This is a genomic window from Hominimerdicola alba 8, from assembly GCF_000178155.2.
GTDB classification, from domain to species: domain Bacteria; phylum Bacillota; class Clostridia; order Oscillospirales; family Ruminococcaceae; genus Hominimerdicola; species Hominimerdicola alba_C.
Genome location: NZ_ADKM02000072.1, coordinates 1 through 13726 on the forward strand (window position 1 = coordinate 1; position 13726 = coordinate 13726).

Consider the following 13726-nt stretch of genomic DNA (forward strand, 5'->3'; position numbering starts at 1 on the left):
AAACGACCAAATGTAACATGACGAGCGGCAGACGGAATTTCAATCCACGTCCCACGCGTGGGGGACGACGCGGAAATTTACATTTAACCATTACAGCAGGATATATTTCAATCCACGTCCCCCGCGTGGGGGACGACAGCAATTTCTGACAAAACTTATGTGCCTTATTACATGGCACTTTGTTCAGATATTGCAAAAACAGACTATGCCTGTCAGCCTTGATGGGCTCAATTGACATTATCTGTAAGAAAATAAAGTGCGAATACCCTCGCTTTTTTATGTGAACTTGGCATTCGCGTCAGAAAATCAGTGGTTCGTCCACTTTAAGTGAAGGCTTTGCGCCGATATGTTCCGACTTTGCTTTTTTGATATCACCGAGATAGTAGAACCGCAGGCTGTCCTTTGTTTCGTCGATCTCTTCGGTAAGTTTTTGTTTCAGCAGACGGCACTGTGCCGCATCAAGTTCACATTCAAACACCGAATTCTGTACTCTTACGCCATAGTCCACGCACAGTTTTGCAACTCTGCGCAGTCTTTTCCTGCCCGACTTGTCTTCGGTGGAAACATCATAAGTTATCAGCACAAGCATATCATCACTTCCACATAAACGGCGGATACCCGTCAAGGTCACCGCGAATATATCTTGCCAGCAAAAGCGCCTGAGCATACGGCACTATCCCCCACAGCATCTTTTCACCGAGAAAAATGTGTTTCAACTCATCGTCCTTGCGTTTCTGCCATGCAGTTATGAACTTTTTTCTTCCGCCGTCATTCAGCAGAACTGCACCGTCCTCGCGCTTTTCAAAGTCTTCGGGCGAAACTATCTTTTTATTTATGGCTGTCAGCACGAATCTGTCACAGAGCGGCGAGCGGAATTCTTCCATCATATCAAGCGCCAGCGAGCGCCTGCCGGGACGGTCGGTGTGCAGAAATCCGACATACGGGTCAAGCCCGACAGCTTCAAGCCCCGAAGCACACATGCCTGCCGCCATCGAATACGCAAATGAGAGCAGTGCATTGACATTATCGCGCGGCGGACGCTTTGTGCGTGAAGTAAAACAAAAATCGTCCTTTTGCTGTAAAATCATATCATCAAACAGCGAAAAATAGATCTGTGCGCCCTCGCCCTCAATTCCGCGCAGACTGTCTGCATCGGAGGCATTTTTAGCCATCTCCGCCGATTTTTTCAGCAGTTGCGAGCAGTGTTCAAACTTTTCTGTGTCTATCCTCATCGGGTGATCTCTCAGCGTCCGTTCAATCGTCTGTCGGCTGTTGAAGAGTTTTGCGCAGATCATATTCTTGGCTATGGCAAGACTATTCTGCTTGTCATCAGCAAATCTGTACTGCTGCCGCCTCAGCAGTACATTTCCGCTGACCTCCCCCTCGACCCTTGCAAGAAATCTTCCGCTGCCGCTCATGAACACCAGTTCTATGCCGTTTTCAGCACACTTGCCCATAAGTGCAGGGCTTGCCCCCGTGTAGCCGAAGGTCATTATCCTTTCGAGGTTGTGCAGCGGCACTCTTCCTATCTCACTGCCGCCGCTTTGTATCACCACATTTTCGCCGTCAAGCGAAAGATACCTGTCAGGCGTGGTGACATACAGTGTATTGAGCAGTTTTCTCATATCAGTCATCACTCCCCAGCATATCACGCATGTATTTTTCGGCACTCTTTTCACTGCAAAGCACAGGCAGACATATCTCTTTCAGCGAACATGCGTTGCAGGCTTTGCTGCGCTTCACTTTCGGAGTATATCTTCGGCGGAACATATCGTGCATCTCGCAAACTGCTTTTTCCACACGACTGCGAAGAGCGGCATCTATCTCGACTTTCAGCCGATGGCGGGTATCACCGTAAAACAGAAAGCCCACAGGTATATCACAGCACAGCATCTCTTCGAGGCACATAGCCTGAGCCGCCAACTGCATTATGTCGCTCTCATCAGCTTTGGGAGCGCCTCGCTTGTATTCAATGGGCGTTACCGAATATCTGCCGTCAAGCCCGAATATCTCTATGCCGCCGCTGTCTTTCCTGAATTCAACAGCATCACACTCGCCGCTTAGCCCCAGCCGCGCCGATGACACCGCCATCGCCCTTGCAGTGACGGTATCTCCGCGCTTTTCATGCAGTGAAGCATCATGCACATTACGGTGCATCACCCGACCGTCTGCGGTTCGGTAATTCTCAGCCCACTGCTGTTCTATATGTATGAGTGCCCACTGTCTTCGGCAGAACATAAAGTGCTGTAATCCCGAAAGCATCAGGTACTCATCTTCGCTGTACATCAGCCCTCAAAGACCTCAGGGGTCAGTCCGTCAAGACTTTCAACGGTTATATCATAGTCCTCAAAGCATCTGGGTCTGTCAATACCTTCTTTCAAGTTGACTTTCAGCAGGCGGTGTACCTTAGCCGAAGAATATTTCGGAGTTTTGCTGTCATGCCTGTACCAGTAAACACGGCGAACTTCCATACTGCCCTCAGGTCTTGCAGAAGAGCAGTCATTCTCGAACAGCGTTTCCAGTGCCAGCTTTATCTTCTCAGCATCTTCATCGGTAAAACCGGTCTTTTCTGCCAGCTGAACATTTATACTGCCGTGAAAAACATACAGACCGAAATCGACCCTGTGTTTTGTACCCATTGTGTCAGATGCTTTGCCCTCTTTGCCGCTCTCACCGTTGACGCTCTTGGTTATCTGCATACTTACTATATCAACAGGTGAGATACTTTCAGCCATCTGAATAGATACAGGACCTCTTACCCCGACAGATACCGAGTCCCCCTTGAATGCGAATACCTGCCCGAAACTGCGTACATCTATCCATTCAGCGCAGGCAGTTTTTGCATACTCTTCCCTGTTGGTGTCCTTTGACTTGCTCAGTGCAGCAAGTTCTTCACAGCCTTTAGCTCTGTCATGCAGGCTCTTGAATCCGTCATCGCACCTGTCATCAGACTGCACGAATATCTTCTCGCCCATATCCTGAAGTCTGTTGCGTATCTTTCTCTTAATGCAAACATCGCTTATCTCCCCGAAGCCGTCATAATTTTCGCGGGGACGGTTGCCGTTTAGCGGGTCACCGTTGGGATTTGCATTCTTAGCAGTCAGTATTACCGAAAAATCGATCTTATTTTCAAGTACAGCCATTTTTTATTCCTCCTCTTTGTTTTCAGCCTTTGCGCCCCACAGCAGAGCGTTGTAATGGTGGAAGCCTATCAGATACATGGGCGACAGCTTGCTGTTGTCACTGAATTCCTCAGGGGACATTCTGCCCATTATATCGTTGATGGCTTTTGTGTATCTTGTCATTTTCCGCTGATCCTTTTCAAGGTAAGGTTCAAGCCTTTCCTCTATGATCTTCCATGTCTGGCAAGGTCTTGCCGCAAAAGCGCTCCAAAGTCTGCGCGCATTTGTAACGCGCTTTTCCGACTCATCATAGGTATCACTTTCAGCCTTGTCAGCTATCGCCAGCAGACAGCCGAAAAGATAGCTTCTGTCATTGCAGTTGGGGTCATATGCCATATTTATCTCTCCTTTATAATAATGTGTATTACCCGAATCCAGCTGTGCTTTTCTTATAAGCGCACAGGCGTTCTCAAGTATAATTCTGTGAACATAGTCTTTTTCAAACGACTGCGGCGAAGATGCCCTGTTATACAATATCCTGACAATATCGCGCGGCAGAGATCTTTTCTCTGTCACACAGGGCAAAAGCCTCAGTATCGTGTCTTTCAGCACCTTTTTGTCGCACTCGAGCCGACCGCTCTGTTCAGTCCCGTAAAGACAGTTTGCTATCTGCGGCAGACTGCATGAATTATACAGACTCTTCTTCAGCTTGCCGTCAAATCTCAGCCACAACGTTTCATTATGCCATTTTTCCAGTGCTTCCGCGAACTGCGACTCAGCCAGTTCGGTATATACCGCTATCGAAAGCCTGCCTGTGGTCGCCGCATCAAGTCCCATTATCATGACCTTGCTCTCATCATCGAACTCGACTTTGCCGCCCATCAGCTTTTCGTGCAGAAGTTCCGCAAACACCTTTTTAGCGCTGTAACCCTCTTCTTCGTTACCGAACATGTCCCAGTTGTCACCGAACATATCCCCCGCACTTTCGGTGATACTCGGCACAAAGCCCAGCGCACTGTTCCACACTACCAGAGTGAGCGAATCGAATGACAGCGGGTTATATGTCACAGTTTTACCTTTTTCATCAGTCTTTGTGACCCTCTCATTTTCAACAAGCCATTTGAGCGCATTGTGTACTTTCTGCGAATAGTCATAGCTTACAGCGAATGCTTCTTCCTTGTTTGAAAACCGCCCGCGATAGGTATAGCCGCTTTCATCGTTTGAAGATATCAGCTTTGCCTTGTCACCGCTATTGCGTATCTTTGATGGGTGCTTGTATGTCAAAGCACTTTCCTCACCTGTGGCATAGCAAAGACCTGTCCCGCCCATAACACGGCTGTTGAACTTTATGAAGCTGTCCTGTATAGCTTTGCTTTTCCATGTTTCGCAAACACCATTTGCACCGCTGACTTTGAACCTCACAAAAGCGTCCTGCCCGGCGATGCCGTTTATCTTTTTGTCAGTAAGCCTGCCTGTTTCTGCACCGACTTCCAGCACACCTTTGTTCACAAGGTCATTCATAAGTTCTCCCTTTTCAAGGTATTTGTACACAGCACATACCTCAGGACAGGAATAGTCGCTTTCACACCAGTTTCTCAGCTGTTCCATGTATGCCGAAAAGTACCCGCTGTTGTCAGCGCGCTTGCCCTCAGCAAATTTTCCGTAATCGCCGGCGATATACACCAGCTTGTCTGCAAAAGGCATCGGCGTGATACCGCTGCTGCGTGCGCCTGAATCCTCAGTGACAGGTATGACAGTAACAGAATTTTCCTTGCTTACTGCATAAGCATCTTTGAAATTGCCGTTTTCATCAACAGTTAGTTCTATCTGCGCATTTGCGGTCGAATGTGAAACAGGCAGCATTACAGGTTCACCCGCTGCCCGCGTTCTGTTCGGGTCACTTACTTTTTCATAAACCTCCAGCAGTTCATTCGTCCACCCCATCAAACTCACCTCCCGCGAATTCTTCAAGTCCGATGAAATTATTCTCTTCTCTGCCGAACTTTTTCATTTCCATTTTCTTCACATGCCGCTTGAAGGGGCTTTCAGACGGTCTTATAAATTCGATGATGCCGTCTTTCATCTCAGGCTGCCACAGGCACACAGTCATGTAGCCCATATCCTCTTCTTTTTCGGCTTCATCGGGATATATGACAGCTTCGTACATCAGCGGAAAAGTCATATCTACACCCTTATAAGAACCCTCACCCTTTTCAAAATCACAGGGCTCAACATATCCCTGACACTCGCGCGTACCGATAAAAATATCTCTGCGCCCGCCGCGCTCTATCATACGTTTGGCGATGTTGTGGTGCTTGTTCTCGTTTCTGTCCTGTTCAAGTTCGGGACGGTTCATGTTCCACTCAAAGTGTGCCCTTACCTGATAGCAGACATCTTCCAGATAATTGTAGTATGCAAGATCATTTCCGCCGTCATACTTTATCGGACGTATGCCCTTGCGCACTGTTTTGATGGGTTTCATTATGCGCACAGCATCTATGTACCATATGATCGTCGGCTTCCAGTAGATGCTTTGCAGTATCCCCTTAAGTGCTTCGTATGTCGGTATTGGATAGCTGTACTTCTCGCCGCCCGCTCTTGTCAGCACATCAGAGAAAAGCGCATAATTCCCATGTACACAGAATTCGACCGTGTTGCGGTGTTTTTTCATTTTCCGACCTCCTTTTAACTATAGCGATACGATTTTGTATGAATTTTTAGATGGATCGCTATAAGTATTCTTACACCATGATATACTCCGACTTTGTGTCGGAGCATATACGATGATGTTCACGTTTCACCGTCTTCTTCTAGTTATATAATATTAAAATCTCTTTCTGCTACATAGATCGCAGATGCCAAACTTTTTTGGAATTTTAGCACCGTATCCCCGATATCGATGCAGTTTACTACTACACCTTCCATACATTCTTCGTCTTACATTATTATATTTCGTTAAAAAACTAAAGTCAACCAATTTCCGTAATATTTACCATATCTTATCATTCATCGAAAAAAGCATCGCCATATCCTTTATATCAGAATATCAGGCACTCCATCTCAGCACCCTCGACTGTGACACCGAACTCACTGCTGTAGAACCGCTCATTCAGCACAAGTAACCCGTTTATGTTCGTGCGAAGAGCACCTGCTTCTATAAGCGAGAGTTTCGTGCCCACATATACGCTCACAGAATAGCGCTGTGCCTGCCGCAGATATGCCGCTGTTTCCTTAGGGGTATGTTCTCGGTCAAGCTGATCTATCAGCTTTTGGGCTTTTGCGTTATACGGTATCAGCAGATCTTCGGTATGGCTGTCTATCACCGCGAACAGTTCACCCGCTGTTTTGAAAGCCTGTGAAATGAACCTGTTGTCAGCACTTGAATGTGCCTCCCAGTTTACTTTGTTTAACGACAGCAAGTCCAGCAAAGTCGTGCCGTTCGCAGGATAATCAAGTTCCTGCGAATGCTTTGCAAAAAGCTGACGGAAATAATTTCTCTGCACCTCAACCGACAGCAGGTCGGCATCTTTATTGTAGGTGATGATATTGTCCGATATCTCCTCAGCGCTCTTTATCTCGTTCAGACTGCCCAGTTTTTCATCTTTGAAATTGATGATATACACAGGACAAAGCCTTCCCTTTTCACCGCCGCGATTGCATCTGCCTGCCGCCTGCGCCGCATTGTCAAGCCCCGCCAGCGCCCTTATCACACAGCTGAATGAAATATCGACCCCCGCTTCGATAAGCTGAGTCGTCACACATACCACAGGCAGACCGCGCCTTAAAAACCGTCTTAGCGTCCCAATGCGCTTTTTTCGGTGCGCAGGACACATGTTGGTGCTAAGATGTATCACATATGCACGCTCACCAAGCCGTTCTTTCAGCCTACCGTACATTTCAAGCGCCTGCTTTTTGGTGTTTACCACCAACAGCATGTCGCCATTCTCTTCAAATCGTTCTTCACAGAAGTCTGCCGCCGAATCAAAGTCATGACCGTATTTTTCAAGTGCGGGTTTAAGTTCCGTTCGGCGGAACACCTTGAAGTCTTCGCTGTAGTCCCCTGTCATATCAAACTTGTCATCAGGCAGAAGTCCGCGCTCGTTCTTATCAAAAGGCGGCTGAGTAGCAGAACACAGCACCACTGTACTGCCGCAGACTTTCGTGAGAAAATTCACCGCCAGACTGAAAAGGTTCGTACATCTCAGCGGCACCGACTGCACCTCATCAATTATTATGACCGCATTCGACAGTCTGTGCATACGCTTTACCGATGAACTTTTTTCCGAAAACAGCGTATTCAAAAACTGCACCATAGTCGTTGTGATAACAGGTTCATCCCAGTGCTGTGTCCTCAGCTGATATTCACTGTATTCGTTTTCGTCTTCTATATCAGCCGCGAAATCGGAATAGTGTTCAAGTATGTTATCATCGCCTGCAATTTCCTTTATCACATCGCTGTTCTGTTCCAGTATCGACATGAACGGCGCTATGTAAAATATCCGTTCAAGCCCGAATTTTCTGCATTGCTTAATGGCAAACCTCATCGAAGAAAGGGTCTTTCCGCCCCCTGTGGGGACTATCAGCCTGCACGCCCCGACTCTGTTTTCAGCAAATGCGGCACACCTGTCCGAAATACTCCTGCGCTGCCGCGAGATCGGGTCTGTCTTTTTTTCAAATGCTTTCAGCTTTTCGTCCATGCGGCTGTCCATATCTGCCCACAGCGAAGCAGTGTCTTTTTCGTCAGATACAGCTTCTCCCGAACAGAATGCCGCCGTGTCGGTGTGGTCAGCATCTATCAGTGCCGACTGTATCAGTCTTTCAAGCATACCGATGTAGAATGAAAATTCGGTGCTGTTTTTCGGCTTTATGATATTAGTCGCCGCGTACCATTGGCGAACCGCTTTCTCAAACAGTGCCGAAATATCCGTATCTCCAACTATCTCACCCATATTCTCAAGCACCTCTTCGTAGTTGTCTTCCTTAGAGATACGTGCTTTGAAATAGTCGTTGCAGTCCCCGTCAAGCCAGTCATGCAGACCATGATGCGAAACTATCGTGTGCGCCATACTAACAGCCGCGACCCTCTTTCTGTTATCACCGCCCCCCAGCGATGCGAGATATTTCGCGCCTGCAAAGCTGTGGTCGATACTTCCGCGTGAAGCCCCGCTCCTGCCGTTGATGTAGTCATCGAACTCCTTATTCAGCTTGCCCGCATCGTGCAGCAGACCCGTCAGCCTGCCGACAGCGCCCAGATCATTCTTATCAAGGTATTTTTCCGCAAGTTCCGCCACCGCCGAACAATGTTCCCCGACTGTCTGAACCGCTTTGTCTGACTCTCTTATGTGCGCAGTGAATGGCATGATATCATCTCCCTAATTGTGCAAATTTCACTTATTCATTCAAGTTTTGCTTGATTATATGTATCATAACACAAATTTCCTTTTCTGTCAACAGTTACAAGTCCACCTAAACGGACTGCAAAACACAGCACAAAAAAAGCAGAACGCGACCGATGTCACGCTCTGCTTTACTATCATATTTACAGTTCGTCAGGCAAACGCTGTGCCAGCTTAGCAGAATATTCAGCCCTGAATTCTGCGAACCTGCCCTCGTCAAGTGCTTCGCGAATGCGCTCTGTCAGAGTATTGTAGAAGTACAGGTTGTGCATAACAGCCAATCTGCCGCCCAGCTGTTCTTCCGACTTGAACAGGTGGCGCACATACGCCCTCGTGAAGTTGCGGCAGCATGGACAGTCACACTGCGGGTCAACAGGTCTGCTGTCAGTTTCAAACCGCCTGTTTGCTATGTGTACTATGCCGTTCCATGTGAACATCGTGCCGTGACGAGCATTTCGGCTGGGCATAACGCAGTCGAAGAAATCTATGCCCCTCGCAACAGCCTCAATGATATTCGAGGGCGTACCCACCCCCATCAGATAGCGCGGCTTGTCCTTCGGCATGAAAGGCTCTACCTGCTCGATAACGTGATACATCACATCAGTCGGCTCACCCACCGCCAGTCCGCCGATAGCAAAGCCTGCACAATATTCTTCCTCGCGAATGACTTTCATATGCTCTATTCGCAGGTCATCATAAGTACAGCCCTGATTTATCGCAAAAAGCAGTTGGTCTTTATTGATAGTATCTTCCAGCGAATTGAGCCGCTTCATCTCGGCTATGCACCTTTTCAGCCAGCGAGTTGTGCGTTCACATGATTTTCTGGAATAGTTGTATTCGGCAGGATTTTCAACGCATTCGTCAAACGCCATAGCGATAGTCGATGCGAGGTGCGACTGTATCTGCATGCTCTCTTCGGGTCCCATGAATATCTTTCTGCCGTCAACGTGAGAGTTGAAATACACGCCCTCTTCCTTGATGCGCCTCAGCTTTGCCAGCGAGAACACCTGAAATCCGCCGCTGTCGGTGAGGATAGGCTTATCCCAGTTCATGAACTTGTGCAAGCCGCCCATCTTGTACACCACTTCGTCACCGGGACGCACATGCAGGTGATAGGTGTTGCAAAGTTCTACCTGCGTTTTCAGCTCATTTTTCAGGTCAAGCGAAGATACGCCGCCCTTTATCGCGGCAGAAGTTCCCACGTTCATAAAAACGGGTGTCTGTATTGTGCCGTGTACGGTGGTGAACTCGCCGCGTCTGGCACATCCCTCTTGTTTTATCAGTCTGAACATATTTTTTCTCCTTATAAATTGCTTATTCGTTTCATTATAGCACATCTGAAAAAAAATTGCAACAGGCGAATAATTAACATTTCTCCGCACAACATAAAAACAAAACGGAGATGATGATATGCAAAAAGCAACAACGATATTCCCGAACCCTCCGTCGATAGTGACATCTGCGGCGGTGGGTGGAAAAATGGAGCATGAAGGACCTTACGGAGGTTGCTTCGACAAGATAAATGATGACCCTTATTTCACCACCGACACCTTTGAAAAGGGCGAAAGTCAGCTTCAAAAGCAGGCTGTGCGCATGGCTCTTGAAAAGGCAAATTTAAAGGAGGACGACATTGATGTGCTTATCGGCGGCGACCTGCTTGACCAATGTGTCGGCACGACCTACGGAGTGCGCGGCTACAGTTTTCCGTTTCTTGGGATCTACGCAGCATGCTCGACCATGTCGGAAGGTCTTCTGCTGGCATCGATGCTCACCGCAGGCGGTTTTGCGGGACTTGCTATGGCTGTCACCTCATCACACTTCTGCACAGCCGAAAGGCAGTACCGCATGCCCCTCAATTACGGCGGTCAGCGTCCCCCGACTGCCCAGTGGACTGCCACAGCAGGCGGTGCGCTGGCAGTGTCCCCCGAAGGAAAAGCGCCCTATGTACGTGGTGTTACAATAGGCAGGATAGTTGACATGGGCATCACCGATGCAAACAACATGGGCGCGGCTATGGCTCCCGCCGCCTACTCGACTATCAGGGAATTTTTTGAAGACACAGGCATGCGCCCCGCCGATTTTGACCACATCGTCACGGGCGACTTGGGCAAAGTCGGCAGCAGGCTGCTGGCACAACTGGGCGACAAAGAGGGTCTTGACCTGCGCAGTAACCATCTTGACTGCGGGCTGATGATATATGACAGCGACAAGCAGGACGTTCACGCCGGCGGCAGCGGCTGCGGCTGTGCGGCAAGCATGCTGTGCGGTCATTTTATACCGGAACTGCGAAGCGGAAGGCTGAAAAACATTCTCTTTGTGGCAACAGGAGCACTGCTCTCACCGACTGTCAGCCAGCAGGGTGAAAGCATACCGTCCATCAGCCATCTGGTGTGGCTGTCATCTGAAAGGGGTAAATGACATGACATTTCTGTACGCATTTCTCGTTGGCGGACTGCTTTGTGCGATAGGTCAGCTGCTTATCGACTTCACAAAGCTGACACCCGCACGTATCCTGACCGCTTATGTGGTGGCAGGTGTGGTGCTGGGCGGGCTTGGCATCTACGATAATATACGTGATATCGCGGGGTGCGGCGCGACAGTACCGCTGACAGGTTTCGGGGCGCTGATGGCAGATGGTGTGCGAAACGAGATAGCAGACAAGGGTTTTCTCGGCATATTCACAGGTGGTCTGACAGCAGGAGCAGGCGGGATAGCGGCGGCTATGCTGTTTGCATTCATGGCGGCACTGTTTTTCAGAAGTTCAGCCAGAAGTTGAGAGCAATTCGGTTCTGAGCGCAAAGTCCGGCATGATGCGTGTATGTTCTTCGCAAATGGGTGACTGCCATGCGTCTGTATGAGTTGACCTGAAAATGTATCTCTTCGGGCAGGAAACTCGCACAAAAAAGCCCGAAACACGGAGCTTTTCACGCTTAATTATATCGAATTTGAAAATTCGGTAAAAATAAGGCAAAAACACTTGATTTTTTTGCCGCAATATTATATAATATATGTTAGGGTTGTTAAGCAATTAACAACGGACGTATCCGCCAAATGCGGAAATATTATATGAGAGGTGTCACTAAAATGGCAGGTTTAAACAAGGTCACTGTAGAAGACATTGATGTTAAGGGCAAAAAGGTACTCGTAAGAGTTGATTTCAACGTTCCGCTGAAGGACGGCGTTATCACCAACGATAACCGTATCACTGCTGCTCTCCCCACTATCAACAAGCTGGTTGAGAACGGCGCTAAAGTAGTTCTGTGCTCGCATCTGGGCAAGCCGAAGAACGGTCCTGAGGCTAAGTTCAGCCTGAAGCCCGCTGCTGACAGACTGGCAGAACTGGTAAACACTAAGGTAACTTTCGCTGCTGACGATACTGTTGTAGGCGACAACGCTAAGGCAGCTGTTGCAGCTATGAACGACGGCGAGATCGTTGTTCTGGAGAACACTCGTTTCAGAGGCGCTGAGGAAACCAAGAACGGCGAAGAGTTCGCTAAGGAACTGGCTGATCTGGTCGATGGTCAGGTTTTCGTTATGGACGCATTCGGTTCTGCACACAGAGCGCACGCTTCCACCGCAGGCGTTACCAAGTTCGTTAAGGAGACCGCTGTTGGTTATCTGATGCAGAAGGAGATCAACTATCTCGGCAACGCTGTTGAGGATCCTGTAAGACCTTTCGTTGCTATACTGGGCGGCGCTAAGGTAGCTGACAAGCTGAACGTTATCTCCAACCTGCTTGAGAAGTGCGACACTCTCATCATCGGCGGCGGTATGGCTTATACTTTCCTGAAGGCTCAGGGCAAGGAAGTCGGCAAGTCTCTGGTAGATGACACCAAGCTGGACTACTGCAAGGAGATGATCGAGAAGGCTGAGAAGAACGGCAAGAAGCTGCTCCTGCCTATCGACACCACTGTTGTTGACAGCTTCCCTGATCCTATCGACGCTGAGGTAAGCGTTGAGATCGTTGATGCTGACAAGATCCCTGCTGACAAGGAAGGTCTGGACATCGGCACCAAGACTCAGGCTCTGTTCGCTGACGCTGTTAAGTCTGCAAAGACTGTTGTTTGGAACGGTCCTATGGGCGTTTTTGAGAACCCGACACTGGCAGCAGGTACTATAGCTGTTGCTAAGGCACTGGCTGAAACTGATGCTACCACCATCATCGGCGGCGGCGACTCTGCTGCGGCTGTTATACAGCTGGGCTTCGCTGACAAGATGAGCCACATCTCAACAGGCGGCGGTGCTTCTCTTGAATATCTGGAGGGCAAGGTCCTTCCCGGTATTGATGTTATCGCTGACAAGTAATAACAGTATTACACAAAATATATGCCATAGCACCTCTGATGAGGTGCTATGGCTTTTTTGTTGACTTTTCAGAGGCTTTATGATATAATTTTATGAAAGAATGAGGTGGTTATATGGTCGAACTGCATGGCTGGCTTTCTGTTTCAGCAACATATAAAGATGAAGATAGTCTGGCAGACTTCGACCCTGACAAAGTTTTGCAGACGGTCAAAGAAATAATTTCAGCAAGCGGATATAAAATTCGGCTGAAATATCAGAATGGGTCTGCTTTTATAGATACACTTATCTGCTCAAATCACCACACCAAAGAAGTCGATGATATCATCGGGCTATACAGGCGCATTTCAGAGGTCGCGACAGGCAGTTACGGCATGATATTCATTCGAGATGATGAAGATGCCGAGCATAGCAACGAATTTCAGGTCTATGTTTTCAAGAAGGGAAAATGCACCATGAAAACAGATACAGAATTTTCACCTTGTATCCCGAAAATCGAAGATGCTGTCTGTTAAAACGCCACAACTTAAAGGAGATAACTATGGAAAAAAGGAAAAAGATCGGCAGGCGCGTTGCTGTTATCATTATAGTTCTGCTGTTTATCGTGGGACTTGCGGCGGTATACATTCGGGTGAACCCCGTGTGGCATGCGGCTGAACTCAAGATAGAACAGGTCGAAAAGAAGTATCAGCTTGCAGAAGTCGTGCCTGAGGGAATGACGTTAGAAACACGCTTCACGCCGCCTGAGGGCTATGACCGCGTTGAAGCTGAGGACGGTAGTTTCGCAGAATATCTGCGGGAATATCCTCTTCTGCCCGATGGCACAAGACTGCCTGTTTTTGATGGGAGTGCGATCGATTCGCCCTACTGCGCCGCTGTGTTCGACATAAGCGTGGGCGATGAGGG

13 protein-coding genes are annotated in these 13726 nt (G+C 48.4%); 5 read left to right on the forward strand and 8 right to left on the reverse strand.

The window, feature by feature from the left end; translation table 11 throughout:
- Nucleotides 1–298: 298 nt before the first annotated feature.
- The 8 genes from cas2 to tgt form a co-directional block, all read right to left on the reverse strand.
- The gene (gene cas2 / locus CUS_RS07490) at nucleotides 299–589 is read right to left on the reverse strand and encodes a CRISPR-associated endonuclease Cas2 (RefSeq protein ID WP_002849080.1); all 291 of its coding nucleotides are present in this window, start codon (nucleotides 587–589) and stop codon (nucleotides 299–301) included.
- Nucleotides 590–593: 4 nt separating this feature from the next.
- Nucleotides 594–1625 (reverse strand): type I-C CRISPR-associated endonuclease Cas1c, encoded by a 1032-nt coding sequence (gene cas1c / locus CUS_RS07495; protein ID WP_002849066.1) that lies wholly within the window; start codon nucleotides 1623–1625, stop codon nucleotides 594–596.
- Nucleotide 1626: 1 nt separating this feature from the next.
- Nucleotides 1627–2286, reverse strand: coding sequence for a CRISPR-associated protein Cas4 (gene cas4 / locus CUS_RS07500; RefSeq protein ID WP_002849073.1), 660 nt, complete (start codon nucleotides 2284–2286; stop codon nucleotides 1627–1629).
- Nucleotides 2286–3143 carry a type I-C CRISPR-associated protein Cas7/Csd2 gene (gene cas7c, locus CUS_RS07505; RefSeq protein ID WP_002849092.1) on the reverse strand — a complete coding sequence of 286 codons (858 nt, stop codon included), beginning with the start codon at nucleotides 3141–3143 and terminating at the stop codon, nucleotides 2286–2288. Before cas7c ends, cas4 begins: the two co-directional genes overlap by 1 nt.
- 3 nt (nucleotides 3144–3146) lie before the next feature.
- The gene (gene cas8c / locus CUS_RS07510) at nucleotides 3147–5066 is read right to left on the reverse strand and encodes a type I-C CRISPR-associated protein Cas8c/Csd1 (RefSeq protein WP_002849082.1); all 1920 of its coding nucleotides are present in this window, start codon (nucleotides 5064–5066) and stop codon (nucleotides 3147–3149) included.
- The gene (cas5c, locus tag CUS_RS07515; RefSeq protein WP_002849078.1) at nucleotides 5050–5793 is read right to left on the reverse strand and encodes a type I-C CRISPR-associated protein Cas5c; all 744 of its coding nucleotides are present in this window, start codon (nucleotides 5791–5793) and stop codon (nucleotides 5050–5052) included. The genes cas8c and cas5c overlap by 17 nt, the downstream gene beginning before the upstream one ends.
- A 367-nt stretch (nucleotides 5794–6160) precedes the next feature.
- Complete coding sequence (locus CUS_RS07520) at nucleotides 6161–8482, reverse strand: CRISPR-associated helicase/endonuclease Cas3 (RefSeq protein WP_002849088.1); 2322 nt, start codon at nucleotides 8480–8482, stop codon at nucleotides 6161–6163.
- A 179-nt stretch (nucleotides 8483–8661) separates the two neighbouring features.
- Nucleotides 8662–9810, reverse strand: coding sequence for a tRNA guanosine(34) transglycosylase Tgt (gene tgt, locus CUS_RS07525; protein WP_002849069.1), 1149 nt, complete (start codon nucleotides 9808–9810; stop codon nucleotides 8662–8664).
- A gap of 118 nt (nucleotides 9811–9928) precedes the next feature.
- Here tgt and CUS_RS07530 point away from each other — a divergent pair, with 118 nt between their 5' ends.
- The 5 genes from CUS_RS07530 to CUS_RS07550 form a co-directional block, all read left to right on the forward strand.
- Nucleotides 9929–10936: a stage V sporulation protein AD gene (locus CUS_RS07530; RefSeq protein ID WP_002849075.1), complete on the forward strand. Its 1008-nt coding sequence runs from the start codon at nucleotides 9929–9931 to the stop codon at nucleotides 10934–10936.
- A gap of 1 nt (nucleotide 10937) precedes the next feature.
- Nucleotides 10938–11294: a stage V sporulation protein AE gene (spoVAE, locus tag CUS_RS07535; RefSeq protein ID WP_002849087.1), complete on the forward strand. Its 357-nt coding sequence runs from the start codon at nucleotides 10938–10940 to the stop codon at nucleotides 11292–11294.
- Between the two features lie 308 nt (nucleotides 11295–11602).
- Nucleotides 11603–12823 (forward strand): phosphoglycerate kinase, encoded by a 1221-nt coding sequence (locus tag CUS_RS07540; RefSeq protein ID WP_037276919.1) that lies wholly within the window; start codon nucleotides 11603–11605, stop codon nucleotides 12821–12823.
- Nucleotides 12824–12936: 113 nt separating this feature from the next.
- On the forward strand, nucleotides 12937–13335 hold the full coding sequence (locus CUS_RS07545) for an Imm7 family immunity protein (protein WP_002849090.1): 399 nt from the start codon (nucleotides 12937–12939) through the stop codon (nucleotides 13333–13335).
- Nucleotides 13336–13361: 26 nt separating this feature from the next.
- Nucleotides 13362–13726: DUF4846 domain-containing protein (locus CUS_RS07550; RefSeq protein ID WP_002849071.1), on the forward strand; the 365-nt coding region annotated here is incomplete at its 3' end.